The organism is Rhizobium sp. AN73 (genome assembly GCF_030757975.1).
GTDB lineage: Bacteria > Pseudomonadota > Alphaproteobacteria > Rhizobiales > Rhizobiaceae > Agrobacterium > Agrobacterium arsenijevicii.
Map to the genome: position 1 here is coordinate 2,150,800 of NZ_JARWME010000002.1, position 26,373 is coordinate 2,177,172.

A 26,373-nucleotide genomic window follows, 5' to 3' on the forward strand; every position below is an offset into this window, starting at 1 on the left:
TGGATATTATTTTTCATCCGTGAATTTTAAGCGCGATCCGCCAATTTCAAGCCCTTCGGTTCTTTGAGTCAAACAACAACCAGAAGTTACTGCAATGCACATCTCTCTGCAAGACCCAGATGAAGACCAAAGTTAAGGGAAACTAAAAATGCCTCTAGCATTGGGCCGATTCAGGCAATGCAAGCACTCATTCGTGCACAGCGGATTCCGAATCGTCAGTGAACGAATACGAAACCGTCGGAGTCTCCCGGTTGCCAAAGTCCCTCGACTTTAAAGTTTTCTGTCAGTGGTCTCAATCGAGCTTGGGCTTTGGATACGCACTTTCTCCAGCAAGTCGGCCCACCACTGCATCATTCGCACTCGCTCGTCCCAATATGTGGCCCGATTGTAGATACGTCTAACGGCCCGCGTATCGAGATGGGCAAGTTCAGCTTCGATAGCATCGATGCTGAACTTTCCAGACTCGTTCAATATGCTGCTGGCGGAAGACCGAAAGCCGTGGGCGGTATACTGGGCCTCCGTCACCCCATGCGCCGCAGAGCTGAATTCATGGAATTCTCGGAAAGAATCTTCTTGCCTGACATCATTGAAGGGAAGACATAGGGCTTATCGCCAAACAACTCCTTCATCTCCATGAGAACTTCCACCGCCTGTTTCGAAAGCGGCACATGATGCTCTCGGCGCATTTTGGTTTTCTCTGCGGGTATCGTCCATACAGCCTTTCCTAGATCCAACTCTACCCATTTCATCGAGCGCGTTTCGCCGGGCCGCGCAAAACACAGGGCTTGGATTTTTAATGCCCCGACTAAGGAAGGCCATCCCTCGTAACCGTAAATGGCCCGCATCAAACCGCCCATTTCAGCCTTCGTCGTCAATGCGGCATGGTTGATAGGAACATGGCGCTGGAGAGCCCCACGTAGTGCCGACGTCGGGTCATTCTCGGCCCTTGCTGTTGCGATGGCGTATCGGAACACACGACCAATGGCAGCGCGCGTTGCCAGCGCACTTTCCACTCGGCCGCTCTTTTCAAATACTGGTCAGCACGGCAAGAACGTCACGCGCCGTGATCTGAGTAACCGGGTAAGGCCCCAGCTTTTCGGCAAGGTCCTTCAACATCCATTTGTTTTTGGTGATTGTGGGCTCTGCGCGCTTGTCGCGTTTCAGCTTTTCAATGAACTCATCCACAATGACGCCGAAGGTGTTTCCGGCAGCGGCCTTGGCAGCAAGCTGATCACGCTTCTTGGCCAGCGACGGGTCCAGGCCCTCAGAGAGTTTTTTCTTGGCCTCATCACGCAGCCGTCGGGCGTCCGCCAACCCCACCATCGGGTATGCCCCAATCGTTAGTGTTTTTCGCTTGCCAAAAAAATCGTAGTCGAAGCGCCAAGACTTGCCGCCGGCAACTGATATGTAGAGGTAAAGCCCCTTCTCATCAGACAGCTTGCGCGGCTTGCTATCGGCCTTGGCGTTCTTAACCTGAATGTCTGTCAGTGCCATTTTACGGTATCGGCTTCCTACCACGATGATGAATACCGTGATTTTTACCGACAAAATTGCTGGATGTCACTGCATACCGTTGCACGACCTTACGCGCGCGCGAGGCAAAAACGCTGAAAAATCAGCGCTTCCTGGACGTCATTGATCTCGTTGGAAAGGTAGCTGGAGCGGGTGAAGGGAATCGAACCCTCGTATTCAGCTTGGGAAGCTGCTGCTCTACCATTGAGCTACACCCGCGCGCGGACAAGACATCGGACAGTTCGCGCCGGGTGTCAAGCACCCGGCAGGTTCATTATTCCGCACGGAAATGCTTGGAAAGTTTCAGGCCCTGCGCCTGATAATTAGAGCCGAGGCCGGTGCCATAGAGGCCTTCCGGTTTCTGCAACATGTGCTCGTAAACCAGCCGGCCGACGATCTGGCCGTGTTCGAGGATGAAGGGCACCTCGTGGCTGCGCACTTCGAGAACGGCGCGACTGCCTGTGCCGCCCGCCTGCGCGTGGCCGAAACCGGGATCGAAGAAGCCCGCATAATGCACACGGAACTCGCCCACCAGGGGATCGAAGGGCGTCATTTCGGCCGCGTAAAGCGGCGGCACATGCACGGCTTCACGCGAGACGAGAATATAGAACTCATCCGGATCAAGGATCAGTTCGGCGCGGCCGCGCGCATAAAGCGGCTCCCAGAAATCGAGAACGTCGTGCTGAGCCTTCTTGTCGACATCCACTACGGCCGTGTGGTGCTTGCCGCGATAGCCGATCAGCCCGTTTTCGCCGAACCCCTTGAGATCGATGGAAAGCGCGATGCCGCCGCCGGTCACGTTCGGGGTTTCGCTGGCGACCAGCATTTCCGTCTCGTGCAGTTTCAGAAGCTCGCTTTCGTTGAGCAACGAATGGCCGATGCGGAAGCGGATCTGCGACAGACGCGAGCCGCGGCGCACCACCACGGGGAAGGTGCGTGGGCTGATTTCCAGATAGAGCGGACCTGAATATCCCGCCGGGATCTTGTCGAATTCCTGCGCATTGTCGGTCATGACGCGGGTGAAGATATCAAGACGGCCTGTCGAGCTTTTGGGATTGGCCGAAGCCGACATGTCCGCCGGCAGTTCAAGGCTTTCCATCAGGGGAACGATGTAGACGCAACCGGTTTCCAGCACCGCGCCGTTACTCAGATCGACCTCGTGCAGGCTGAAACGGTTGAGCTTGTCGATGACGCGGGTTCCAGGGCCGGGCATGAAACTGGCGCGTACGCGATAGGCCTTCGAGCCCAGCCGCAGATCGAGGCTGGCGGGCTGCACCTGATCCGCATCGAGATCGGCCTCGCTTTTCAGCTTGCCGCCCGCAAACAGCGCCCTGATCGCGCCATCCGCCAAAATGCCCGTGGTTCTGGTCATGATCATCATTCCTTTTTACGGCGACAAAACCAAAAGGAAAGCATTGACGCAAGCCGGTAACGGCAGTATGGCAAGCTTATCCCGTGGTGATTTGGCCGGTCGGCTTGCAGCCACGTTAAATAAGTGGCTAAAAAGACCGGGTGCTAGGAACCGGTCTGCTTTTGCGGCCGGTTTTTTTGTTTTGAAGGTGATCACATGAGCAATAAATGGCGCCCGGCAACCCAGCTCGTTCACGGCGGTACGCTACGCTCACCCTATGGTGAAACGTCGGAAGCAATCTATCTGACCCAGGGTTTCGTCTACGAAAACTCCGAAGCCGCCGAAGCGCGCTTCAAGGGCGAAACGGATGGTTTCATCTACGCCCGTTATGCAAGCCCGACCAATAACATGTTTGAAAAGCGCATGTGTCTGCTGGAAGGCGCCGAAGATGCCCGGGCGCTTGCCTCCGGCATGGCCGCCGTTACCGCCGCCATCATGTGCCAGCTGCGCGCTGGCGACCATATCGTCGCCGCCCGCGCTCTTTTCGGCTCCTGCCGCTGGGTAGTCGAGACGCTTGCGCCCAAATACGGCATCGAATGCACGCTGATCGACGGGCGCGATCTCGAAAATTGGGAAAAGGCGATCCAGCCGAACACCAAGCTGTTTTTCCTCGAAAGCCCGACCAACCCGACGCTTGAAGTGGTTGACATCGCCGGTGTGGCGAAGCTCGCCGACCAGATCGGCGCGAAGCTGGTGGTCGACAATGTTTTTGCGACACCGCTCTTTCAGAAGCCGCTCGAACTCGGCGCCCATATCGTCGTTTATTCGGCGACGAAGCATATTGACGGCCAGGGCCGCTGCCTTGGCGGCGTGATCCTTTCCGACAAGAAGTGGATCGAGGAAGAGCTGCAGGATTATTTCCGCCATACCGGCCCGGCCATGTCGCCGTTCAACGCCTGGACGCTTCTGAAAGGCATCGAGACCCTGCCGCTGCGCGTCAAGCAGCAGACGGCCAATGCCGGCAAAATCGCCGATTTCCTCGCCGACAGCGGCAAGGTCGCCAAGGTCATCTATCCCGGCCGCGCCGATCACCCGCAGGCCGATATTATCGCCCGGCAGATGACCGGCGGTTCGACGCTGGTGGCTTTTGAACTGAAGGGCGGCAAGGATGCGGCCTTCGCGTTGCAGAACGCGTTGGAAATCGTGAAGATTTCCAACAATCTCGGCGATGCCAAGAGCCTCATTACCCATCCCGGCACGACGACGCACAAGAACCTGACCGATGAGGCTCGCGCCGAACTCGGTATTTCCGGCGGCACCTTGCGCCTTTCCTGCGGTATCGAGGATACGGACGATCTGCTGGAGGATCTGGCGAAGGCTCTCGCAGCCGTTCCCGCCTGAGAACGCACCCGACACATTGCCACGGCCCCTCTTCCACGTCGGGCCGTGGCAAAGTCCGGGCGTCAGGCAACCAATATTTACCTTTACCGTTATCCCTAACGGTGGAAAACGGCGCAACAGAAGATGCCCCTGCCCGTCAAGTCGTTCATTTTCTTGACGATAGCCAGAACCTGTAGTGTAGGATGATGGCAGCAGGCATAATATCGAGGTGTGGCGCGTATGTATCGTGCTCTGACAAGGGATATCGAGGTAACGGTCGATCCGTATTATCTCGAGGAACAATCCGACCCGGATGACGATCGTTACGTCTGGGGCTATAAAGTCGTGATCTCGAACAATTCCGATGTTCCGATAACACTCGTCAACCGCTATTGGCACATCACCGACCAGAACGGACAGGTGGATGAGGTCTATGGACCCGGCGTCGTCGGCGAAAAGCCGCACCTGAACCCCGGCGACAGTTACGAATATTCATCCGGCTGTCCGCTGGATACGCCGTCTGGCCTTATGTTCGGCCATTATGAAATGGAAACGGACAAAGGCGAGGTGTTCAACGTCACCATTCCCGCCTTTTCACTGGATTCACCCGGCCTGTTGCGGGTGCTGAACTGACGAAAAGCCGCGCCATTCACAAGCGCGGCTCTCCTTGTCAGACGTTTTCAAACTCACCGACATCGTAGCGATAGGTCGTGGAGCAGAACTCGCAGGTCACGGCGATTGCGCCGTCTTCCTCGCTCGCCTTGATCTCTTCGGCGGTGAAGCCTGATAATACGCCCTTGATCTTGTCCCGCGAGCAGCTGCAACGGTCGAAAATGACCTGCGGGTCGTAGATGCGCACGCCGCTCTCATGGAAAAGCCTGTAAAGCAGACGCTCCACCGGCACCTGCGGATCGGTCAACTCGTCGGTGTCCACCGTGTTCAGCAGCGACACTGCCTCGGTCCAGGCATCGTCCTCCGCCACGTCATAATCGCCCTCGTCACCATCGCCGCCATGCAGATCGCGCATGCGCAGACGCTCGGGCGCCTGCGGCAGGAACTGGGCGATCACGCCGCCCGCACGCCAGCCATGGCGCGGTTTGCCTTCGCCATCACGGTCGAAGAACTGGGCGACGCCGAGGCGCACGCGGGTGGGAAGCTGTTCCGACTGGCGGAAATAAACCCCGGCGATTTCTTCCAGCGATGAACCGTCCAGCGGCACGATACCCTGATAGGGCTGCATGCCGACGCCCTGATCGATGGTGAAGGCCAGAATGCCGGTACCGAGCAATTGTTCGGGCGAGGTCTCACCCGCAGCGATTGCTTCCGCCAGCCGCTCCTCGTCGAAACGGGCATAGGCGCGCATGCTTTCAGGCGCGGTGAAATCCGCCACCAGAAGGTCAACCGGGCCGTCGCCCTTGGTCTGCACGGTCAGCTTGCCGGAAAACTTCAGGGATGTGCCGATCAGCGCCGTCAGAACCGTCGCTTCCGCCAGCAGGCGGGCGACAACCTCGGGATATTCGTGCCGTTCAAGGATGGCATTTAACAGCGGTCCGACCTGTACGGCGCGACCGCGCACGTCCAGACCTTCGACCTGAAAGGGCACAACCTTGTCGTCGCCAGCTAAATCGAGATTGTCCAGTTCAACCGTTACATCTGCCATGTCATAACTCCTTGGCGCAGCCGTTGCGCCGCTACCGTCCAAAAGTCCGGCTTTTAAAACGTGCTTTTTTCGCTTGTCGCACAGAGATCCGGGAAGCGAAACCGCCTCCGGGGAAAATCGTGCAAATCGTGATTATGGCCCGCCAGCAAAAAACCGACGAGCCTCTTCGAAGTCCCACAAATGGTAATGTACATGGCCGAGTTCAAGAACCCGGTCGACGGCGATCAGATGACGCCCATACACCATGCGATAATGGACTTCTGCGCATGGAGACGGTTTTCCGCCTCATCGAAGACCACCGATTGCGGCCCGTCGATCACTGCATTCGTCACTTCCTCACCGCGATGCGCCGGCAGGCAGTGCATGAACAGCGCCTCCTTGTTGGCCTTCGCCATCAGGGCTTCATTGACCTGATAGGGCTGGAAAATATTGTGGCCACGCGCCTTGTGTTCCTGGTTCATGGACACCCAGGTATCGGTAACGACGCAATCTGCGCCCGCTACCGCCTTGTCGGCATCGTGGTACAGCGAGATTTCGCCGCCATTGTTGCGCGCCCAGTTCAGGAACTTGTCGTGTGGTTCGGAACCCATCGGTACCGCCATCGCCATGCGGTAGCCAAAACGGGCGGAGCCTTCCACGAAGGAATGCAGCACATTGTTGCCGTCACCCGTCCAGGCAATTGTCTTGCCCTTGACCGGACCGCGATGCTCCTCGAACGTCAATATATCCGCCATGATCTGGCAGGGATGGGTATCGTCCGTCAGGCCGTTGATGACCGGAACCGTCGCGTGTTCGGCAAGCTCGAGCAGACGCGAATGATCCGTCGTGCGGATCATGATCGCGTCGACATAACGCGAAAGCACCTTGGCCGTATCGCCAATCGTTTCGGCACGGCCGAGCTGCATTTCCGTGCCCGACAGGAAAAGGGTTTCGCCGCCGAGCTGGCGCATGCCCACATCGAAGGAGACGCGGGTACGGGTGGACGGCTTTTCAAAGATCATCGCCAGCATCTTGCCGGCAAGCGGCTTTTCCGCCGTGCCGGTTTTCGTGGCAATCTTGCGCGTGCGCGCATCATCAAGAATTGTCCGCAGATCCTCCGACCCGACGGCCGAGAGGTCCAGAAAATGTTTTGGTGAAACCATTCAAGTCTGTCCCATGCTTGCGAGCCCCTGAAGAGAGGCCCGCTCTTGATTTTTTCAGGCGCTTTTTGCCTGTTTCGCTACCGTCAGGGAAGCGGCAGCCGCGTCGACACGCGACAGACCCTCGCGGGCCTCTTCAGCCGTGGTGATGAGTGGCGGCAGAAGACGGATGACGTTGTCGCCTGCGGGCACACCGAGCAGATGCTCCGCGCGCATGGCCTGCAGCAACTCGCCTGAAGGAACCTTCGCCTTGATGCCCAGAAGCAGGCCTTCGCCGCGGATTTCCTCGATCACGTCGGGATAACGGTCCTTGAGCGAGGCGAGACCCTGCCGGAAGACCAGCGCGACGTCACGGACTTTCTCGAGAAAACCGTCGGCGAGAACGACGTCGAGCACGGCATTGCCCACTGCCATGGCCAGCGGGTTGCCGCCATAGGTGGTGCCATGCACGCCGGCCGTCATGCCGGAAGCAGCATCCACTGTCGCAAGGCATGCCCCGAGCGGAAAACCGCCGCCGATACCCTTGGCGACCGCCATGATATCGGGCGCAACACCCGTATGCTCATAAGCAAACAGCTTGCCCGTGCGGCCGACGCCCGTCTGGACCTCATCGAAAATCAACAGCAGGCCGTGCTCATCGCACAAGCCGCGCAGGATTTGCAGGAATTCCTTGCTGGGCGCCCGAATGCCGCCCTCACCCTGAATGGGCTCGATCAGAAGTGCAGCCGTCTCGGCCGTGATGGCGGCCTTCAGAGCATCGACATCGCCGAACGGCACCTGATCGAAACCTTCAACCTTGGGACCGAAACCTTCGAGATATTTCTGCTGGCCGCCGGCGGCGATCGTCGCAAGCGTGCGGCCGTGGAAGGCGCCTTCAAAGGTCACGATGCGGAACTTTTCCGGATGGCCTTTCGAATAGTGATAACGGCGCGCAGTCTTGATCGCGCATTCCAGCGCTTCCGCGCCGGAATTGGTGAAGAATACCTTGTCTGCGAAAGTAGCTTCCGTCAGGCGCTTGGCAAGCTTTTCCTGTCCCGGCACTTCATAGAGGTTCGAGACGTGCCAGACCTTCTCGGCCTGCGTCTTGATCGCATCCACGAGGTGCGGATGGGCGTGGCCCAACGAGTTGACCGCAACACCGGCCGCAAAATCCAGATATCGCTCGCCGCTTTCCGTGAACAGCCATACACCCTCGCCGCGCTCGAAGCGCAGGGGGGCTCTTGAAAACGTATCAAACAATGGCGCGCCGGCTTCGGCCATGGCTGTATCACTCCTTGCGCAGATGCGCTATCAAACGGTTGTCAATAGGCTTGCGGGGTTATCCCTCGCCTGAAAATCAAAAATGCCGCCTTGCGGCGGCAGGGGCACTATTGTCACTTCGTTTGCCGATGTCAACAAAAGTCAGCGTTTCCCGGGCTTCTCAAGCACTAGTATGCGGCAGCAGGCCAGCCCCAAGGTGTTGCCTTTCAGACTCAATACGCCAGCAAGTTGGGGAAAACCGGGAAATCGAATCCAGATGATTCCCGCGACTCTTGCCACGGAGTCGGCCTAGCACTAGGTTAATCGCTAATTACTAGACTGCGATGCGGCGGAACTAGTCACCGAAAATCTGGCGGAAACCACGCTTGCGGCACGCCCGCGAGACGGAGAGGGATTCTGCCGAAAATACACGCGACGAGCGGAGAAGCGGCATGAACTGGACAGACGAACGAGTCGAAAAACTCAAGAAATTATGGTCCGAGGGCCTTAGCGCCAGCCAGATTGCAGCGCAGCTGGGCGGCGTCAGCCGTAATGCCGTGATCGGCAAGGTCCATCGTCTTAACCTGCCGGGACGCGTCAAGGCTGGCGGTCCGGTCACTTCGGCGCGCACCGCGCCAAAGCGCACCGCTGCACCGGCCCCACGCGCAACGACTTTCGCAGGCCGCGTCAACGCAGCACCTGCGCGGATTCTCACCCGCTCGAACACGGCAACGGCGCTGCACGAGGAGATCGATATCGAGACCGCACAGGTTCTCGATTACGTTCCTTCCAAAAACGTGGTCTCGCCGATTTCCCGTCGCCTGACGCTGACGGAACTGACGGAGCGCACCTGCAAGTGGCCGGTTGGCGATCCGCTGAAGGATGACTTCCATTTCTGCGGTTGTGAAGCGCTGGAATCTTCGCCCTATTGTAAGTTCCATGCGAAACTCGCCTACCAGCCGGTGAGCGAGCGCCGCAAGGCTTGAGTGTTGCGGCACGCATTCAGCACTCAAAAACTACGGGCCTTCGGGCCCGTTTTTTTATGACTTAAAAACCCCGACGCCGTTTCCGGTTTCGGGATTAGTCTGCGGACAGATGTGCCGAAACCACCCTCCGTCACGGGCAGGCCTGAGCCGACAATCCGGATTTCAACGCACCGCCGATCCTCCGGGCAAACTGGAGGATGATGTCGAGTTATGGAAAAGGTCATAATTAAAAAAGCCCGACACCGTTTCCGGTCTCGGGCTTTTCGATTTATTGGGTGTGATGTTGGCCTTAGCGAAACCGTCGAGTTCGGCTTGGCTCAGGCTTCCATCGAATATCCGGCGCCGCGCACGGTGCGGATGACATCCTGCATATGCGAGAAATTCAAAGCCTTGCGCAGACGTCCGACATGAACGTCGACAGTACGCTCATCGACGTAAATATCGTGACCCCAGACGCCATCCAGCAATTGCGACCGGGAGAACACCCGGCCCGGCGACGTCATCAGGAATTCCAGCAAGCGGAATTCCGTCGGGCCGAGGCGCACTTCGCGGCTTTTGCGATGGACGCGATGGGTCTCGCGATCCAATTCGATATCGCCGCATTTCAGCACCGAAGAGAGAACCTCGGGACGGGCCCGGCGCAACATGGCCTTGACCCGGGCCATGAGTTCCGGCGTGGAAAACGGCTTGACGACATAATCGTCAGCCCCGGTGGCGAGACCGCGAACACGCTCGCTCTCTTCGCCACGCGCCGTCAGCATGATGATGGGCAGGCGTTCTGTTTCCGGCCGCATTCTCAGGCGCCGGCACAGTTCGATACCGGAAACGCCCGGCAACATCCAATCCAGGATGAGAAGGTCCGGAATACGCTCCTGCAGCCTGATTTCCGCCTCGTCGCCACGGGGTATCGTGTCGACGTCGTATCCCTCAGCCTCGAGATTGTAACGAAGCAGGACGCTCAACGCTTCCTCGTCTTCCACAACTGCAATCTTGGGCACCATATGCTGAACTCCGCAAGCTTCTGCTTGTCTGTTACTCGGTCACCGAACCGAGTGTGTTGGAACTGTCGTCCTTCGGACGCTCGCCCTCCGGCTGGCTGCCGGTGGTCATGTAATAAATCGTTTCAGCGATGTTCGTGGCATGATCGCCGATACGCTCGATGTTCTTGGCGCAGAACAGAAGATGCGTGCAGGTGGTGATGTTGCGCGGATCTTCCATCATGTAGGTCAGAAGCTCACGGAAGAGCGACGTGTACATGGCGTCGATTTCCTCGTCGCGCTCGCGGATGGCATTGGCCTTCTCGGCGGAACGTGTGGAATAGACGTCAAGCACTTCCTTCAACTGCACCAGCGCCAGTTCGGACAGATGTTCGATGCCGCGGGCGAGCTTGCGCGGCACGCCGGTTCCGGCAACCGCGATAACGCGCTTGGCCGTGTTCTTGCCGAGATCGCCGACGCGCTCGAGATCGGCGGCGATACGCAGGGTACCGATGATCTCGCGAAGATCGGCCGCCACCGGCTGACGTCTGGCGATGGTGACGATGGCCTTGTCGCCGATTTCGCGCTCGGAATAGTCGAGGATCGCGTCGTCGGAAATGACCTTCTGCGCAAGTGCTGCATCGGAATTGACGAGTGCCCGCACGGCTTCACCGCACATCTGCTCGGCAAGACCGCCCATTTCGGCGATGCGGCGCGTCAGAAACTTCAACTCGTCGTCGTAGGCGGACAGGATATGCGAATGGGTCGTTGTCTGTGTCATGGTCTAGTCCTCCGGCTTGGCCTGCATGCGCGTGCCCGAAAGCGGGCACGGCAGAGGCACCAGTCTTGTTCGGTTTCGATAAAACGCCGGCCGGGGATCAGCCGAAGCGGCCCATGATGTAGTCCTGCGTGCGCTGGTCGTCCGGATTGGTAAACATCTTGTCGGTTTCGTTTTCTTCGACAAGATGACCAAGGTGGAACATGGCCGTGCGCTGGGAAACACGCGCCGCCTGCTGCATGGAGTGGGTGACGATGACGATGGTGTAGTTGGTGCGCAGTTCGTGGATCAGTTCCTCGACCTTCGCAGTCGCGATCGGATCAAGCGCCGAGCACGGCTCGTCCATCAGGATCACTTCCGGGCTGACGGCAATCGCGCGTGCAATGCACAGACGCTGCTGCTGACCGCCGGAGAGGCCCGTACCGGATTCCAGCAAACGGTCCTTCGCCTCATTCCAGAGACCAGCTTTCTGCAGGCTCTGCTCGACGATCTGGTCCATATCCGCCTTGTTGCGGGCGAGACCGTGGATACGCGGACCGTAGGCGATGTTCTCGTAAATCGTCTTCGGAAACGGGTTCGGCTTCTGGAACACCATACCGACACGGGCACGCAGTTCCACGACGTCGATCTGCTGATCGTAGATATCGTCGGTGTCGAGTGTGATCTTGCCCGTGACCCGGCAACCGTCGATCGTGTCGTTCATGCGGTTCAAGGTGCGCAGGAAAGTGGATTTACCGCAACCGGACGGGCCGATAAGCGCAGTCACCGTGTTTTCGCGGACATTGAGGTTCACGTCGTAAAGCGCGCGCTTTTCGCCGTAATAAACCGAAACGTCCTTGCCGATCATCTTGTATGAGACTTCATTCATTTTCTTGTCCAGCGCCTTTTCAACTGCTGCTTCCGACAACATGTTCATTGCTCTAGCTCCCTCTACCAGCGCCGTTCAAAGCGGCGACGCAACAGGATTGCGCCAACATTCATGAGAATGAGGAACAGAAGCAGAATGATGATAGCGCCAGATGTCCGTTCGACAAAGGCACGCTCAGCTTCGTTCGCCCACATGTAAATCTGCACCGGCAGGGCCGTGGACGGATCCATCGGCGTTGTCGGATAGTTCGCGACGAATGCCACCATGCCGATCAAAAGCAGCGGCGCCGTTTCGCCCAATGCGTGGGCGAGACCGATGATGGTGCCGGTCAGAATACCAGGCATCGCGAGCGGCAGGACGTGGTGGAAAATCGTCTGCATCTTGGAAGCGCCAAGACCGAGCGCTGCGGCGCGGATCGACGGTGGTACAGCCTTCAATGCGGCGCGGGTCGCGATGATGATGGTCGGCAAGGTCATCAGCGTCAGGACCAGGCCGCCGACCAGAGAGGCGGAGCGTGGAAAGCCCATGAAGTTGATGAAAACCGAAAGGCCGAGCAGACCGTAGACGATGGAGGGAACAGCCGCGAGATTGTTGATGTTCACCTCGATAAGGTCCGTCAACCGGTTCTTCGGGGCAAATTCCTCAAGATAGATCGAGGCCGCGACACCGATCGGCAGCGACAGCACCAGCACGATCAGCATCATGTAGAACGAGCCGATCAAGGCAACGCCGACACCTGCCGCTTCCGGACGGCTCGAAGCGCCGTTGACGAAGATACCGGTGTTGAAATGCTTGCCGAGCTGTCCGCTTTCGGCGAGCTGGTTCATCCAGCCAAGCTGCTGGTTGGAGATACGGCGGTTCGCTTCATCCACCGACAGATCGACCTGGCCCTTGAAGGCGCTGTCGACATCGCCCGACGCCAGAAGCGTAACGCTGCGCGTGGTGCCGATGACGGCAGGATCGGCGACGACGATATCACGCAGCTGGGTACGCACGCTGTCGGAGATCATGACGTTAACGGCGCGAAGACCGGCCTTGTCCGTCGGCGCGACACCGAGAACCTTCGCGACCGCATCACGGGCGAGGACGGGGTAATTGGCCGTCATCAGCTTTGCGGGATTTGTGGCCCGCTCGTTCTTCGGGTCGATGATCAACTCGGAAAACTCGACCGGAACCGTGATCATCGTCTGCTGGAAGGCGGTGTGGCCCTTGGAGACGACCGACCAAAGCAGCAGAAAGAGGAAGATGAGACCGAACGAGATCGCGGCCAATCCATAAGCGCGGAAGCGGCGTTCGGCGGCATAGCGGCGCTTAATGCCGATATCACGGCGCGTGGCCTTGTTCACGGCGGCACCTGCCGCGGGAGAAACGATGTCGGTCATTCATATTGCTCCCGGTATTTGCGCACAATGTAAAGCGCGTAGATATTCAGGCAAAGCGTGATCGCGAAAAGCGTGATGCCCAGCGCGAAGGCCACCAGCGTTTGCGGCGAGGTGAATTCAAGGTCGCCGGTCAGCTGGCTGACGATCTTGACCGTCACGGTGGTCATGGGTTCGAACGGGTTGAGCTGCAGGCGGGCAGCAACGCCGGCCGCGAGAACCACGATCATGGTTTCGCCGATCGCACGCGATGCCGTCATCAGCACGGCGCCGACGATGCCGGGAAGAGCGGCGGGAACGATGACCTTCTTGATGGTTTCAGAGCGCGTGGCACCGAGACCGAGAGAACCATCGCGCAGCGAACGCGGCACGGCGGTGATGATGTCGTCCGACAGCGACGAGACGTAGGGGATCAGCATGATGCCCATGACGAAGCCGGCGGTGATGACGCTCTGCGCCTGGATGAAGTTGGCGTAGTTGCCCGTCGCCAGACCGCTGATCTGCGTGGAAATGTCTCGCAGGAACGGACCAACCGTTGTCAGGGCGAAGAAGCCGTAGACGATTGTGGGGATACCCGCGAGAACCTCGAGCAGCGGCTTTACAACCGAGCGAAGGCGCGGCGTCGCATATTCCGACATGTAGATCGCCGAGAACAACCCGACCGGCACGGCGACCAGCATGGCGACGAAACCGATATAGAGCGTGCCGGCGAGCAGCGGGATCAGGCCGAACTGGCCGGAGGAGTCAGTCGTACCGGCGGCCGCAAAACGCGGATCCCACACGGTTCCGAAGAAGAACTGGTGCGCCGGAACCATGGTGAAGAACTGGATCGCTTCCGAGAGCATCGACAATACGATGCCGATGGTCGTCAGGATGGCGATGGAGGACGCGACGAGCAGAGCCGCGAGAATGACCCTTTCGACCCTGTTGCGCGCCCGAAAGCGCGGCGCGATCGAACGCAGCGCATAGGCGGCGCCGGCGAATGCGGCCAGCAACACGGTGGCGACCATTCCCAGGCGGCTGGTCGAGGTCATCGCGTTCAGCGTCTGGGCAGCATCGACCATGAAACGCTCAGGGTCACCGGCGATTGCCACGCCCTTTGATGCCAGAAGCGATCTTACGGCGGCCGTATCCGCATCAACCTTTGCGGTTTCTTCCGGCGTCAGCCGCTGAAGACCGCGGGCGATGGACGTCACCATACCGTAGGTCAGGCTCTGCTGCGCTTCGGATTGGGCGCGCACATCCTCAGGAAATTCGCCGCGCACCGCCGAGGTGACGACCAGCGGGCTGATAACAAGCCAGATACAGAGAATGAGCGCCGCGGGCAGCACGGCCCAGACGACGGCGTAGGAACCGTGATAACCAGCACGGGAATGCATGCTGGAGGGACGCCCGCCAGACAGAGCAACGGCGCGGCGGCTGCCGAGCAGATAACTGCCGATGCCGATCAGCGCCAGTATCAGCAAAAGGATCGATGTGTTCATTAGAGTTCCCTCGGCGTGCCTCAAGAGCACGGTGCGATATCGGGCAAATCAAAAAGTCATCAAAACGAGACCGCTGGACCATCCGAAGATGCTTGCCGCCTGACTGTAACAAAGTCTGGCAAGCGTCAAGGTTGATACATCCTATCCATCTGTAATCCATAAACAATTATGTGGACGACGATGGATGGGAACTGTCAACCGGAGACAATCGCCAAGGCGGAATGGCACCGGAGCGGAATGAGGGGCGCGGCAGGCCGCACCCCTCTTTCTTTATTACATCGAAGCGCCGGCAGCGAACTTGGCGCGAATTTCTTCGCGTTCTTTTTCCGGAGCGGCAACGAGGCCGTAGTTTGCGAGCGGGGAATCAGGGCCGATCATCTCGTCAGAAACGAAGAACTCGACATATTCCTTGAGGCCCGGGATAACGCCCAGGTGAGCCTTCTTCACGTAGAAGAACAGCGGACGCGAAACCGGGTACTTGCCGCTGGCAACGGTTTCCGTGGAAGGAACAACGCCCGAAACAGTCGCAACCTTCAGACGGTCAGCGTTGTTTTCGTAGAATGCCAGGCCGAAAACGCCGAGGCCGGTCTTGTTGGCGTCGATACGGGCAAGCGTTTCAGTGTAGTCGCCGTCGATGTCGACTGCAGCGCCGTCCTTACGGACTGCAACGCACTTGGCGGCAGCCTGCTTGGCATCGGGAACCAGCTTCTTGATGGCGTCGGTAGCGCCGGCTTCCTTACAGCCGTCAGCCATGATCTTCTCTTCGAAGACTTCGCGCGTGCCGTGCTTGGAACCCGGGATGTAAGCGGCGATCGCTACATCAGGCAGTTCCTTGTTGATTTCCGACCACTTCTTGTAAGGGTTGGCAACGAGCTTGCCGTCCTTGACGATTTCAGCGGCGAGACCGAGGTACAGATCCTTCGGCTCGAGCTTGAGGTCCTTGTTGGAAGAGTCCATCGCGAAGACGATGCCGTCGTAACCGATCTTCACTTCCTGAACGTCGGCAACGCCAGCAGCCTTACAGGCAGCAAGTTCGTCGCTCTTGATCGGGCGCGAAGCGTTGGCAATGTCGATGGTGCCTTCGCCAACGCCGGAGCAGAACGCCTTCAGACCGCCGCCCGTGCCGCCAGACTCAACAACCGGAGCCTTGAAGTTCGGGAAAGTCTCAGCAAAAGTTTCGGCAACGATCTTGGCATAGGGCAGAACCGTGGAGGAACCGGCAACCTGGATCTGGTCGCGAGCAGCGGCGGCGCCAGCGAAGGCGACAGAAGCCACCAGAGCTGCTGCGGAAAATTTAACGAAGTTCATTTGTCTCTCCCGTCGTGGGCTTGTTTGTGGACGCAGCCGATAGCGGCATTCGCTCTTAGCATGCGCTCGGCGGTCTCTTCTTAACCACCGTAACCACCTCCTTTTATGTCACTTCGATGAAAGATTTGTGACAATCTAAATTATTGATTTAATTTAAAAAAATTTTCCGATATTAAAGGCCGCAATGCCCTCTATGTCAAAATCTGACGGTAAAGTCGGTGCCGTTGCCCAGTTCCGATTTAATGATGAGGCGAGCGCGGTGGCGGGTGAGGATGTGCTTGACGATGGCAAGCCCCAGGCCCGTCCCCTTCTTCGAGCGGCTGTCGGCGACGCTGACGCGGTAAAACCGCTCCGTCAGACGCGGCACATGTTCGGCGGGAATGCCCGGCCCCTTGTCGATGACGCTCACCTCCACCGGTTTACCGGGTTCGGCACGCAGCCAGACATCCACGACCTTGCCTTCCTGGCCGTATTTGCAAGCATTTTCAACGAGGTTCTGGAACACCTGCACCAGTTCGTCGCGGTCGCCCTGCACTTCTGCCGGCCGGTCGGGCAGATGCAGGGTGATAACCACATCCAGCTCATTGGCGAGCGGCAGCAGCGCATCCCGGACATGGCCGATGACGGGCACGAGATCGACCTTCTGGTCCGGCGCAATGTTCGCCCGCAATTCTAGCCTTGAAAGGGACATGAGATCATCCACCAGTCTGCTCATGCGCGTGGCCTGATCGAGCATGATGGCGAGGAAACGTTCCTGCGCTTTCGGGTCGTTGCGGGCCGGTCCCTGCATGGTTTCGATGAAGCCGCGCAGAGAGGCGAGCGGGGTGCGCAATTCATGGCTGGCATTGGCAACGAAATCGCTGCGCATACGGTCGATGCGGCGAAGCTCCGAAACATCGCGGAACGACAGGATGTAGAATGGCGGACCCGCCATCTCTCCCGCATCCGCCCGGGCGATACGGACGATGAAGACCCGTTCGGAGGGGAAACGCTCCGAATGTTCGACCTGGTTGGGCTGGCCGGTGGTGATGGTTTCGCGAATGACATCCAGCAAACCCGGCGAACGCAGCCGGGCGGAAATATGCGCGCCGGCCGGAAGCTGGCCGAAGGCGCGTTCCGCCGCGCCGTTCTGATACAGCACGCCGGCGTTTTTATCGAGAATGAAGACCGGCGTATCCAGAACAGCGAGACCCGCCCTGACGCCCGAAATGACGTTTTCACCGGGCACCCCCGGCTCATCCGCTTCCGCGGCTGCGGTTTCGTCCTTCGCCGGCTCAACCGGCCTTTCCCGGGCGGTCAAAATGGCAATGACGGCGCAGAACCACAGGACGGCGGGCATATAGGGCGTGTGCAGCTCGGAGACGGCCACGACGGCAAGCATGCTGACGACGAGAACGGGCAACCAGTTTCGGCCAAGCTTTTTTCCAAAAAGCTTCAATCCACTCTCGCCTTTCATGACTGCCATTTCAGCCCACTTTCCACTTTCATCTGACAGCGCATCGAAGTCTCATAGGCCAGCTTCATGACAGAGATTCATCACCGCGTATTTTCCACAGCGTATATGCGCAAAATCTGCGCTGCAATCGTCACTGCCACAGCTCGCCGGCTAACCAATCCCCTTTCACTTGAATTCTGCGGGTGGATGTGAACTCATTGGCGGCGAGTTGCCTTTACACAACAACATCAGGAGGAACAGATGGACGAAGAAACGAAGAAGCGATCGGTGGACATCACCATTGGCGGCAAGCTGCGCAGCTTCGATATCGACGATCCGGTTCTTCCCGAGTGGGTGGAGGAAAAGAAACTTTCCGCCGGCAATTTCCCCTACGATAAAAAGATGAAGCGGGAGGAATACGACGCCACTCTCGAGGCGCTGCAGGTGGAGCTGGTCAAGGTGCAGTTCTGGCTTCAGGCCACCGGCAAACGGGTGATGACGGTTTTCGAAGGCCGTGATGCGGCGGGCAAGGGCGGCGCGATCTTCGCGGCACGGGCCTACCTCAACCCCCGCTATGCCCGTGTCGTAGCGCTAACCAAACCGTCAGAAACGGAGCGCGGCCAATGGTACTTCCAGCGCTATATCTCGCATTTTCCGACAGCCGGTGAATTCGTTCTCTTCGACCGCTCCTGGTATAACCGCGCCGGGGTGGAGCCGGTCATGGGCTTCTGCACCCCGCAGGAGCACAAGCGCTTCCTCAAGGAAACGCCGCGGCTGGAAAAGATGCTGGTCCACGAGGACATCCATCTGTTCAAGTTCTGGCTCGATATCGGCCGCGAAACGCAGATCGAGCGCTTCCATGATCGTCGCCACAGCCCGCTGAAATGCTGGAAGCTTTCGGACATGGATATAGCTGCGCTGACGAAATGGGACGACTACACGCAAAAGCGCGACGAGATGCTGGAAAAGACCCACAGCAGCGACGCCCCATGGACGGTGGTGCACGCCAACGACAAACGCCGCGCCCGGGTGAACCTCATCCGCCACATTCTCAATACGCTCGACTATGACGGCAAGGACAAAAAGGCCATCGGCGAGATCGACGACAAGATATTGGGGTCGGGTCCGGAGTTTCTTAAATAGGACAGGAAGACGATGGCAAGCGCCGCTGACAACGGCACTTGCCATTCTTCCTATCAGTTATACATTGATCGGTGTTTTCGATGGAAAATGTTATTTTAGGGATAATTTATTTATGTGTGGCCGCGTACTTTTTTGTATCCATTACAATATCTTACATTCGAGATATTATGTTTTACAAGAAGCACAATTGGGACTTTAGTCTTGATAGTCAGCCGAAATGGAAGTCTTATGAAGGGGATTCGGATAAGCCTGAGTCAAACAAATCAAGAGTAATATTTTCGCTTCCAACTACGATTTTATGTTTAATTTTTAATTTCGTTGCAATTTATTTTCTAATAATAGAATACATCTAAACGAAAAATATGCATCTGATGCTATATAATAGTATTAGAAAGAATTTTAATTGTAATCATAAGATAGCCTATCGTAACTTACTGGCCAGGCAAAATGCGCACGGAGTAAAGATTGACCGGGCGGGCGTTGCCGTCGATATCGCTGTTGATGAAGATCTTGCCGGGTGCATTGGGGGCAAGCGAACGTTCGAACGTCGTGTTCAGCAGCATATCCGCACGCTCGGCCGTGGCCGTGAAGCGGTGGCGGGAGCAATCGCCAAGCGTGGCGAAATCGCAGGCGACGGAAACCTGTGTCTGCCTGTCGCTGGATGATTGCAGCGTGATCGATATGGTCGAGGATTTGCCCGCCATATCCCGCATCACCTCCACCGGAACCTCGACGCTGATGGCGCCATCCTGAGAGACGCTTCTCGACGTCACCCGTATCGCCTTGCCGGCGGGCGTTGCAATGTTTTCAACATTGGCGCGCGGGCCGGCCGAAACTCCGGAACTGCCGCGCTCAGCGTTAAATACCTCTACCCAGTCATCCGAAAAGCCGCGGCCCGCGGAAAGGCTCGGGGCGGGTTCCGTACCGTTGAAGTCCTCCGCCTGGACTTGCGCCGGCGGATTGGGCACGCTGGTATCGCGCTGCTCCGGCGACAGCAGCAAGCCGGAGGAATAGACCCACCAGGCGCCGACACCGACAAAGGCCAGGAGCGATACGAACATGAAAAGCCGGGCAAAAAGCCCGCGACGCTTGCGGCGGCCAACGGCACCTTCCGGGCGAAAGGCAAGCGAGGCATCGCCCGCGCTGGAGCCTCTCCTCGGCGGTTTTCCATTGCGACGCCCGGCGCTCAGAGCTTCCGGAGCGGCAGCGGCACCCGGCCGCACATCACGCGTTTCGCCACGCAATTCCGGCTCGACGGCCATATCGCCGTGATGCTGCGATTGCGAAACGGGATCGACCGAAGGATGATCATGCGCAGCACTTTCCGGCAAAGGCGGCCGCAATTGCTGTTCCACCCTGTCCAGAAGGCGGTTCCGCTCTTCATTCTCGATGACGTGGATCAGGCTTTCGAGCCGCTGACGCTGCTGGGCTACGACCTGCGGATCGTCTATGCCCTGCTTGCGCAGGCCCGCTTCCAGTGCCTGACGGGAGGATTGGTAAATCCGTGCACGAACTTCGGCGTTCGATCTGTCCGATTTTTCCAGAGCATTTCTGATTGCCGTTTCCAGTCCGCTCACGACCGATCCTTATTCTACTGCTCTTCGCAAAATTATGTGGCAGTGCGCCATTGGTTTACGATTCGGTAACGGCAATGCCGCGCCTCCGCAAGCATCGTTTGCGATAAAGACCGGATTGCTTTGGGGAAAATCGATCCATTGTGGCGCTGCGAACGCAGATTCGTCCGGCCGGTGCGACGCTGTTTTCGCTTTCAATCCATTGCCGAACACGATACTGACTTACGTGCGCGTAAACGTAATCCGTGGGAGGAGACATGCTGCCGTCCGTGCTGAAAGACAATCTGCGTCTTCCGGTCATAGCGTCACCGCTATTCATTATTTCGCATCCGCAATTGACGTTGGCGCAATGCAAGGCGGGCGTCATCGGCGCCTTCCCGGCGCTGAATGCGCGGCCTGAAAGCCAGCTGGATGAATGGCTGGCAATGATCACCGAAGAGCTGGCTGCCCACAACCGCGCCAACCCCGAACGTCCCGCCGCGCCCTTCGCGGTCAACCAGATCGTGCACATGTCCAACCGGCGGCTGGAACACGATCTCGGCCTTTGCGTGAAATATAAGGTGCCGGTGGTGATTTCCTCGCTCGGTGCGGTGCCGGAGGTTAATGCCGCCGTGCATTCCTATGGCGGCATCGTGCTGCATGACGTTATCAACGATCGCCATGCCCGCTCCGCCATCCGCAAGGGCGCGGACGGGCTGATTGCGGTGGCGACCGGTGCTGGTGGACATGCGGGCACGCTTTCGCCCTTCGCCCTCGTTCAGGAAATCCGCGAATGGTTTGATGGCCCGCTGCTGCTGGCAGGCGCCATTGCCAATGGCGGCTCCATCCTCGCGGCACAGGCCATGGGCGCGGACATGGCCTATATCGGCTCCCCCTTCATCGCAACGCAGGAGGCGCGCGCCTCCGATGGCTACAAGCAGGCGATCGTGGAGGCGCAGGCCAAGGACATCGTTTATTCGAACTATTTCACGGGTATCCACGGCAACTACCTGAAAAGCTCGATCGTCGCCTCCGGCATGGACCCCGACAACCTGCCCGAAGCGGACCCTTCGAAGATGGACTTCGAAACCGCCACCGGCGGCGCAAAGGCCTGGAAGGATATCTGGGGTGCCGGGCAAGGCATCGGCGCAATCAAGGCGGTGGAACCCGTGGCAGACCTCGTCGACCGCCTGGCGCAGGAATATGAGGCGGCCAAACGGCGTATCTGCGCGAAAGCCTGAGGCCACGCATAAACAATGGACAGGCAAAGCTTTTTTTCGGATTTTTCAAAACCCGCGCATTCAAGACTTGAAATCCGTCAGCATTGCCTGTATCAGCCCGCCATGAAGCTGATCCGTAACAAACGGGTCACAATCGGGCCGCTTTAGCTCAGTCGGTAGAGCACGTCATTCGTAATGACGGGGTCAGGTGTTCGAGTCACCTAAGCGGCACCATTTTCATCTCCCCTAAATCATACTTTGTCCTTCAAACGGACTTCGCACCTCTGCGATCCGTCGCCCGGGCTTGCCCCACGCCCTATCCGCGGCCGCAAAACCATTTGAAACCAAACAGCCCGCCGCACGTTGACCGGCACCTATGGTCAAATGGAAAGCCTGTCATCGTGGACGTTATTCGTATTCTTATCGCCATCATTCTTCCGCCCGTCGGCGTGTTTCTTCAGGTCGGGTTTGGCCTGCATTTCTGGCTCAATATCCTTTTGACCCTGTGCGGTTATGTGCCCGGTATCATCCACGCCATTTGGGTGATCATGCGGAAATGACAATGGTCGGGCGCTTCGGCGTGCGGCACGCAAGGGACACCACCAACATTTTAGTACGTGATTAAATTCTCATGATGGACTGGAACCCCGCCTTCTCCCTCACGTTATGGTGATGACACCTGCAAGGAGAAAGTCGTGAACCAGATCATTTACATCGTTGGCCTCGTTGTTATCGTTATGGCGATCCTGTCGTTTTTCGGCTTCCGCTGATCACCGTTGTCAATTCGATAACTTGCGCATATTCTAATCAACAGTAACACACGACTGCGTTCATGGGTTGCTCCGCTGTCGGGTGGATTTCGGGATCGCGTTGCTCTGGGAGGTGCACGATGAAGAACGAGAGATGGACAGAACCTGTCGAGGTCAGTCTTGATGAAAATGGCAAGAATGTCGTCGCCGGCCCCTTCGAAGCACTGATGTTAATGACCGAGGGCTGGCCGAACATACGCGGATTGAGTTTCGTGAGAGCCAGAAGCGCCTGCCGCGCCGCCCTTGATGGGCGCAAATCGCCTGAAGAGGCGCGCAAATGCTTCACCGATGCGGTCTCCGAGATGCAAAAAAGCCCTCATTAAAATCCTGTCAAACGAGAAACGGCTCCTGAAAAGGAGCCGTTTTTTCCTATGTGGCATTTCCGGTGTCAAAAGAATCCGGAAACGCCTTCTGTCGAAATGCCCCCACGAAACGCTGCGGATGCACGTCCTGCCTTACATCCAGTAGGGCGCAACGCCGTAATAGTCGTGGACCTTGCGGTCCCTGGCGTGCAGCAGGTCGTCATCATCGAGATTGGCAAAGTGCGGCGCGTTCTCGATCTCTTCCTTGGTGAGATCAATGCGGTAGCCGTCAAGCTCTTCGTCGTAATGCAGCTTTTCCCACGGGAGCGGATAATAGTCATCGCCGATCCCGAGGAAGCCGCCGAAGCTCAACACCGCATAGGCGACGCGGCCGCCGCGTTTTTCAAGAATGATGCGCTGGATTGAGCCGATATGCTTGCCATCGGCACCATAGACGCGCGTGCCTTCCACCTTGTCGCTAGCGATAAGGCTCGGCGTGTCCTTGACATAGGGGTCCTGTCCGGCGCGGGGTTCTTGATGCAACATGACGTCTTTCCTCCTTGATTTTCCTCGTGATTGTCACGTCTGGTAAACCCCTGCACAGCGAATTCGTTCCGAAGCTTTTCAGGCGCTGCGGATTGAAAGTGCTGATCAGGTAGAGCGGAAAAGGCCTATTGGCGGACTTTCTGCCAGACGGAAGGCGAGACACCAACCATCTTGCGGAAGACGCGGGAGAAATGAGCCTGATCCGAAAACCCGGCTGCGATGGCGATGTCGGTCAGCGCCATATCGGTACGCATCATCAGGTCCTTGACGCGATCGATGCGCGCCTGCATCTGCCATTGATGCGGCGGCACGCCGGTGGAGGCCTTGAAGGCGTGGCTGAAATGGGATTGCGAGAGGTTGGTGAGTTCCGCCAGTTCCTCCAGACGGATCGACCGCAGGCAATGTTCGCGGATATAGTCTGTGGCCGCCCTCAATTGCCAGGCGGCGAGCTTGCTGCGTTTCTTGACCGGTTCCCGTTTCACTTTCAGGAAATCCGTGAGCAGCGCGAGCACGAGGCTTTCGCCATAGAGGTCGTGCAGCGGATCGGGATTATCGCATTCGGCCGCAATCAGCCGCGCCAGCGCCAGCAGGCGCTCATCCTCGAACATCAGATGCGGATCGAGAAGCCCGCGCGGATCGAACCCCTGCACCAGCCGCGCACCCAATAATCCCGCATCGAAATGCAGATCGAGGTGGCGCACGAAGGAAACATTGCTGAGTTCCGCATGTACATCCAGATCGGCGGGCACGAAGGAAATCCGGTTCGCTTCTGACGAGCCGTAATTGTCGCGGCGGCAGCGGTTCATCATGAACCGGCCACCATCCGCCCCATCCATATCGAGCAGGAAAACGAAACGCGGGTCCTTGCCGACATAACGGCCACCCGCTTTCGGCGCGCAGCGCACGTCCCAGAGATCGGCGACGATGCCGTTCCATACCCTTGAGCGCGGGCCGCCGATGACGGCAAAGCCCTCGATCTCGTTTTCCATCCGAACGCGGAAAGCCATGGCCTCTTGATCCCGCAAGGCGCAAGGGCGCCACTATAAACATGATAGTATTATTCATGTTTATAGTGGCAAACTATTTTTCCCGCAACTGCCGGCCGCCCATTACCACTTCTTGGCAAGCTTGAAGGTGATCGTACGGCTGTCACCCCAGCCGCAAACAGAGACGCCGGCGCAGCTCTTGACGTATTCCTTGTCGAAGACATTTGCGACGTTGACGGACGCCGTCCAGTCGTTCTTCTCATAGCGGATCGCGGCATCGAAGACCGCAGCCTCCGGAACACGCAGCGTGTTTGCGGCATCGGCCCAGGACTTGCCCTGATAACGCACGCCGCCGCCAATGCTGAGGCCTTCAAATGTATCATCGGTAAAGGCGTAATCCACCCAAAGCGACGCGGTGTGAGCGGGCACGATCCACGGCGATTTGCCGATCAGGTTGGGATTGGCATCCTTGGTGATATCGAGATCGGTATAGGAATAGGAGGCGATGGTCTTCCAGTTGTCGCTCAGATTGGCCTTCGCCTCCAGCTCGAAACCGGTGGATTCCACCTGCCCGAACTGGCCGCTCGTGGTCACGCCACCGGCCGTGTAGGAAACGATGGCATTGTCCTTGACCAGTTTGAAGACCGAGGCCGTGATGCTGCCGTCAAAGAAGGTCGGCTCGTATTTGATGCCGGCCTCGAACTGGTGCCCCTCTTCCGGGGCGGCGGAGCTGCCATCTGCAAGCGTATCGATGAGCGGATTGAAGAAGGTAGCCGCCGAGACATAGGGCGTCAGGCCATTGTCGAATTCATAAGCAAGACCAGCGCGGCCGCTCAGCGCATCGTCATTGGAGCGGCGCGATACGCCAGCGGGCAGCCTGTTGTTCAGTTCCGTATCGACATAGTCATAACGGCCGTTCAGCGTCACCAGCCAGCCATCGCCGAAACGCAGCTGGTCCTGCGCATAGATGCCGATCTGCTGCTGCGTCACGACGTTGTTGGCGTAGACGAAATTCGTCCCCTGCGTCGAACCGTAGATTGGCTTGAGCGCGCCGATCGCATTCGATCCGCAGCAGGCCTGCACCTGATCCAGCTTGTAATATTTATAGTCGAGACCGAAGAGCACAGAATGGCTGACCGCGCCGGTATCGAACTGGCCTTCGACGCGGTTGTCAACGCCGAAGCTGTCCACCTTCGACAGGCCGTCATAACCGAAGCGGGTCAGCATGTAATCGTTGGTGGCAGCGTCGAGGATCGGCTGGCCATTGGCATCCGCCTTTGCCCAGCCGCCCGGATAGGGTCCGGTCTCGTGCTTGTAGAGGTGGCCATAACGGACGTTCTGGCTGATCTTCCAGCCATTGTCGAATTCGTGGCTGACTTCGTAGCCCACCATGGACTGGTAGACACGGCCATTGTCGATATCAGGCTCACCATAAAACGCCTTGCGGTCGAGCTTACCGAAGGGCGCGTCAACAACGGTGCCGACATAGGGCAGGAAGCCGTTGCCGACATGGACCTGATCGAGCGCCGAGAAATATCCGTAGAGCGTGGCGCTGGTCTGCGCATCCGGCTCGAAGGTGATCTGCGGCATGATGAAACCGCGCAAATCCTCGGAATAGTCAGTATAGTTGTCGCCGCCCGAGACCTTGCCGGTGACGCGGTATTTCCACACGCCCTCACCATCGATCTTGTCGCCGAGATCGAAACCAAAGAAGGCATTACCGAAATTATTGATGCCGATTTCCGTTTCGCGGACCGGCGCATCCTGCGGACGCTTGCGGACCATCTGCACAATGCCGCCGGGATTGGCGCCGCCATAAAGCACCGATGCTGGCCCTTTCAGGACCTCTACCCGTTCCAGACCGTAGGCATCCATCTGGAAACCGCCGAAACCGTAGCTGAACAGGTTCAGCCCATCGAGGAACACGCCGGTCTGGGTTGCCTGAAAACCGCGAATATAAAACCAGTCCGTATCCGGGTCGGTGCCGAAAGGCTCCGCCGTCACGCCGGGCGTGTAGCGCAGTACCTCGTCGATCTTGGTCACGACGCCGCGATCGTCCATTTCCTTGCGGCCAATGACCGAGACGGATTGGGGAATGTCCTTCGTTTCAGTGTCGGTTTTCGATCCCGTCGCGCTTTTCTTCGCGACATATCCCCGGACCGGACCCGTGGCGTTTTCAGTGCCCTGCCCTTCGACGGTGATCTGGCGCAAAACGGTCGTTTCCTGCGCCTGGGTTACCACCGGCGCCAGCAAAACAATGGCAGCCGTTCCCAAAGCCAGGCGGCCCAAAAACATCTCATGCAAATTTTTCAAGATAT

General features: G+C 58.2%; 24 protein-coding genes, 2 tRNA genes and 1 riboswitch. Of the genes, 8 read left to right on the top strand and 18 right to left on the bottom strand.

Annotation, left to right across the window (positions count from 1 at the left end; genetic code table 11):
- Positions 1 to 521 precede the first annotated feature (521 nt).
- From RBH10_RS20530 to RBH10_RS20545, 4 genes are all read right to left on the bottom strand, one after another.
- Positions 522 to 1,013 (bottom strand): tyrosine-type recombinase/integrase, encoded by a 492-nt coding sequence (locus RBH10_RS20530; protein WP_281038100.1) that lies wholly within the window; start codon positions 1,011 to 1,013, stop codon positions 522 to 524.
- Between the two features lie 13 nt (positions 1,014 to 1,026).
- On the bottom strand, positions 1,027 to 1,494 hold the full coding sequence (locus RBH10_RS20535) for an Arm DNA-binding domain-containing protein (protein ID WP_281038099.1): 468 nt from the start codon (positions 1,492 to 1,494) through the stop codon (positions 1,027 to 1,029).
- A 163-nt stretch (positions 1,495 to 1,657) separates the two neighbouring features.
- Positions 1,658 to 1,731: transfer RNA gene (locus RBH10_RS20540), tRNA-Gly, on the bottom strand.
- 55 nt (positions 1,732 to 1,786) lie between these two features.
- A complete protein-coding gene (locus RBH10_RS20545; RefSeq protein ID WP_281038097.1) occupies positions 1,787 to 2,884 on the bottom strand; it encodes a 2'-deoxycytidine 5'-triphosphate deaminase in 1,098 nt (365 codons plus the stop codon).
- 73 nt (positions 2,885 to 2,957) lie between these two features.
- Positions 2,958 to 3,036: riboswitch (SAM riboswitch) on the top strand.
- Between the two features lie 43 nt (positions 3,037 to 3,079).
- Between RBH10_RS20545 and RBH10_RS20550 the strand changes: the two genes are divergently transcribed.
- Complete coding sequence (locus RBH10_RS20550) at positions 3,080 to 4,264, top strand: O-succinylhomoserine sulfhydrylase (protein ID WP_045015175.1); 1,185 nt, start codon at positions 3,080 to 3,082, stop codon at positions 4,262 to 4,264.
- 219 nt (positions 4,265 to 4,483) lie between these two features.
- The gene (apaG, locus tag RBH10_RS20555) at positions 4,484 to 4,876 is read left to right on the top strand and encodes a Co2+/Mg2+ efflux protein ApaG (RefSeq protein WP_003514932.1); all 393 of its coding nucleotides are present in this window, start codon (positions 4,484 to 4,486) and stop codon (positions 4,874 to 4,876) included.
- A gap of 37 nt (positions 4,877 to 4,913) precedes the next feature.
- Here the strand turns inward: apaG and RBH10_RS20560 are convergent, their stop codons facing one another.
- The 3 genes from RBH10_RS20560 to RBH10_RS20570 all read right to left on the bottom strand — a co-directional run bounded on the left by RBH10_RS20560 (position 4,914) and on the right by RBH10_RS20570 (position 8,302).
- Entirely contained in the window at positions 4,914 to 5,903 is a 990-nt protein-coding gene (locus RBH10_RS20560; RefSeq protein WP_281038096.1) for an Hsp33 family molecular chaperone, read from the bottom strand.
- Between the two features lie 224 nt (positions 5,904 to 6,127).
- Positions 6,128 to 7,045, bottom strand: a complete 918-nt coding sequence (gene argF, locus RBH10_RS20565) for an ornithine carbamoyltransferase (protein ID WP_045015177.1) — start codon at positions 7,043 to 7,045, stop codon at positions 6,128 to 6,130.
- A gap of 54 nt (positions 7,046 to 7,099) precedes the next feature.
- Positions 7,100 to 8,302, bottom strand: coding sequence for an aspartate aminotransferase family protein (locus RBH10_RS20570; protein ID WP_281038095.1), 1,203 nt, complete (start codon positions 8,300 to 8,302; stop codon positions 7,100 to 7,102).
- Between the two features lie 431 nt (positions 8,303 to 8,733).
- Between RBH10_RS20570 and RBH10_RS20575 the strand changes: the two genes are divergently transcribed.
- On the top strand, positions 8,734 to 9,267 hold the full coding sequence (locus RBH10_RS20575; protein WP_045015179.1) for a GcrA family cell cycle regulator: 534 nt from the start codon (positions 8,734 to 8,736) through the stop codon (positions 9,265 to 9,267).
- A 317-nt stretch (positions 9,268 to 9,584) separates the two neighbouring features.
- On the opposite strand, the gene phoB is transcribed toward RBH10_RS20575, so the two are convergent.
- The 7 genes from phoB to phoR all read right to left on the bottom strand — a co-directional run bounded on the left by phoB (position 9,585) and on the right by phoR (position 17,526).
- A complete protein-coding gene (gene phoB / locus RBH10_RS20580; protein WP_003493692.1) occupies positions 9,585 to 10,268 on the bottom strand; it encodes a phosphate regulon transcriptional regulator PhoB in 684 nt (227 codons plus the stop codon).
- A 31-nt stretch (positions 10,269 to 10,299) separates the two neighbouring features.
- Positions 10,300 to 11,025 (bottom strand): phosphate signaling complex protein PhoU, encoded by a 726-nt coding sequence (gene phoU / locus RBH10_RS20585; RefSeq protein ID WP_281038092.1) that lies wholly within the window; start codon positions 11,023 to 11,025, stop codon positions 10,300 to 10,302.
- Between the two features lie 97 nt (positions 11,026 to 11,122).
- A complete protein-coding gene (gene pstB, locus RBH10_RS20590; protein WP_045015181.1) occupies positions 11,123 to 11,938 on the bottom strand; it encodes a phosphate ABC transporter ATP-binding protein PstB in 816 nt (271 codons plus the stop codon).
- Positions 11,939 to 11,952: 14 nt separating this feature from the next.
- The gene (pstA, locus tag RBH10_RS20595; protein ID WP_045015182.1) at positions 11,953 to 13,272 is read right to left on the bottom strand and encodes a phosphate ABC transporter permease PstA; all 1,320 of its coding nucleotides are present in this window, start codon (positions 13,270 to 13,272) and stop codon (positions 11,953 to 11,955) included.
- Positions 13,269 to 14,753, bottom strand: a complete 1,485-nt coding sequence (gene pstC / locus RBH10_RS20600; RefSeq protein WP_045015183.1) for a phosphate ABC transporter permease subunit PstC — start codon at positions 14,751 to 14,753, stop codon at positions 13,269 to 13,271. The genes pstA and pstC overlap by 4 nt, the downstream gene beginning before the upstream one ends.
- 273 nt (positions 14,754 to 15,026) lie before the next feature.
- Positions 15,027 to 16,061, bottom strand: coding sequence for a substrate-binding domain-containing protein (locus RBH10_RS20605; RefSeq protein WP_045015184.1), 1,035 nt, complete (start codon positions 16,059 to 16,061; stop codon positions 15,027 to 15,029).
- A 196-nt stretch (positions 16,062 to 16,257) separates the two neighbouring features.
- Entirely contained in the window at positions 16,258 to 17,526 is a 1,269-nt protein-coding gene (phoR, locus tag RBH10_RS20610) for a phosphate regulon sensor histidine kinase PhoR (RefSeq protein WP_281038091.1), read from the bottom strand.
- A gap of 231 nt (positions 17,527 to 17,757) precedes the next feature.
- Between phoR and ppk2 the strand changes: the two genes are divergently transcribed.
- A complete protein-coding gene (gene ppk2, locus RBH10_RS20615) occupies positions 17,758 to 18,639 on the top strand; it encodes a polyphosphate kinase 2 (protein WP_281038090.1) in 882 nt (293 codons plus the stop codon).
- A 431-nt stretch (positions 18,640 to 19,070) separates the two neighbouring features.
- On the opposite strand, the gene RBH10_RS20620 is transcribed toward ppk2, so the two are convergent.
- Positions 19,071 to 20,216, bottom strand: coding sequence for a hypothetical protein (locus RBH10_RS20620; protein WP_281038089.1), 1,146 nt, complete (start codon positions 20,214 to 20,216; stop codon positions 19,071 to 19,073).
- Between the two features lie 254 nt (positions 20,217 to 20,470).
- On the opposite strand from RBH10_RS20620, the gene RBH10_RS20625 reads away from it, so the two are divergent.
- From RBH10_RS20625 to RBH10_RS20640, 4 genes are all read left to right on the top strand, one after another.
- Positions 20,471 to 21,433, top strand: a complete 963-nt coding sequence (locus RBH10_RS20625) for a nitronate monooxygenase family protein (RefSeq protein WP_281038088.1) — start codon at positions 20,471 to 20,473, stop codon at positions 21,431 to 21,433.
- A 137-nt stretch (positions 21,434 to 21,570) separates the two neighbouring features.
- Positions 21,571 to 21,646: transfer RNA gene (locus RBH10_RS20630), tRNA-Thr, on the top strand.
- A 167-nt stretch (positions 21,647 to 21,813) separates the two neighbouring features.
- A complete protein-coding gene (locus RBH10_RS20635; protein WP_045015485.1) occupies positions 21,814 to 21,972 on the top strand; it encodes a YqaE/Pmp3 family membrane protein in 159 nt (52 codons plus the stop codon).
- Between the two features lie 329 nt (positions 21,973 to 22,301).
- Entirely contained in the window at positions 22,302 to 22,544 is a 243-nt protein-coding gene (locus tag RBH10_RS20640; RefSeq protein WP_045015188.1) for a DUF982 domain-containing protein, read from the top strand.
- A gap of 132 nt (positions 22,545 to 22,676) precedes the next feature.
- Here the strand turns inward: RBH10_RS20640 and RBH10_RS20645 are convergent, their stop codons facing one another.
- The 3 genes from RBH10_RS20645 to RBH10_RS20655 all read right to left on the bottom strand — a co-directional run bounded on the left by RBH10_RS20645 (position 22,677) and on the right by RBH10_RS20655 (position 26,368).
- Positions 22,677 to 23,069, bottom strand: a complete 393-nt coding sequence (locus tag RBH10_RS20645) for a PRC-barrel domain-containing protein (RefSeq protein WP_045015189.1) — start codon at positions 23,067 to 23,069, stop codon at positions 22,677 to 22,679.
- A 125-nt stretch (positions 23,070 to 23,194) separates the two neighbouring features.
- On the bottom strand, positions 23,195 to 24,076 hold the full coding sequence (locus RBH10_RS20650; protein ID WP_281038087.1) for an AraC family transcriptional regulator: 882 nt from the start codon (positions 24,074 to 24,076) through the stop codon (positions 23,195 to 23,197).
- Between the two features lie 102 nt (positions 24,077 to 24,178).
- Positions 24,179 to 26,368 (bottom strand): TonB-dependent siderophore receptor, encoded by a 2,190-nt coding sequence (locus RBH10_RS20655; protein WP_281038085.1) that lies wholly within the window; start codon positions 26,366 to 26,368, stop codon positions 24,179 to 24,181.
- Positions 26,369 to 26,373: the final 5 nt, after the last annotated feature.